Annotated in this window: 1 pseudogene; it reads left to right on the forward strand. The window is 67.0% G+C overall.

Annotation, left to right across the window (positions count from 1 at the left end):
- Nucleotides 1-1,153, forward strand: a pseudogene (locus ACWCQM_RS40935) (coagulation factor 5/8 type domain-containing protein); the annotation flags it as partial.

The following is a 1,153-nucleotide window of genomic DNA, read 5'->3' on the forward strand; positions in this document are numbered from 1 at the left end:
CGCATGCACGTCAAGGGCGGCCTCAACCTCGCCCCCGACGGCTACGGCTGGGCCAGCGGCGGCTACATCGCCGACAGCAAGATCGACGGCCAGGTCGCCCCCTACTCCCAGCAGCAGTGGTACACCCGCGACAGCTCCATCGGCAGCTGGAGCAACGGCGTCTGGAACATGACCTTCTCCGGCGTCGAGGGCGCACCCGCCCAGAGCTTCCCCGAACCGCCCTACACCACCCTGAACAACACCCCGGTCTCCCGCGAGAAACCCTTCCTCTACCTCGACGGCAACGACTACAAGGTCTTCGTCCCCGCCAAGCGCACCAACGCACGCGGCGTCTCGTGGAACGGCACCCCGCAAGGTGAGTCCATCCCACTGAGCCAGTTCTACGTGGTGAAGCCGGGCGCGACCGCGCAGACGATCAACGCCGCCGTACGCCAGGGCCTGCACCTGCTCTTCACCCCGGGCGTCTACCACGTCAACGAGCCCATCGAGATCAACCGGGCGAACACCGTCGCACTGGGCCTCGGCCTCGCCACGGTCATCCCGGACAACGGCGTGACCGCCATCAAGGTCGGCGACGTCGACGGCGTCAAGCTCGCCGGACTCCTCGTCGACGCCGGGACGCAGAACTCCCCGGTCCTTGTCCAGGTAGGCCCGGAGGGTTCCTCGGCCGACCACTCCGCGAACCCGACCAGCCTCCAGGACGTGTTCGTCCGGGTCGGCGGCGCAGGCGCCGGCAAGGCGACCACCGCCATGGTGGTCAACAGCGACGACACGATCATCGACCACACCTGGCTCTGGCGCGCCGACCACGGAGACGGAGTCGGCTGGGAGACCAACCGCTCCGACTACGGCCTCACCGTCAACGGCGACGACGTACTGGCCACCGGCCTGTTCGTCGAACACTTCAACAAGTACGACGTCCAGTGGAACGGCGAGAACGGCAAGACGATCTTCTTCCAGAACGAGAAGGCCTACGACGCCCCCAACCAGGCCGCCATCCAGAACGGCGACATCAAGGGCTACGCCGCCTACAAGGTCGCCGACTCCGTCACCACCCACGAGGGCTGGGGCATGGGCAGCTACTGCTACTACAACGTCGACCCCACCATCCGCCAGCACCACGGCTTCCAGGCACCCGTGAAACCCGGAGTGA

The organism is Streptomyces sp. NPDC002125, assembly GCF_053593715.1.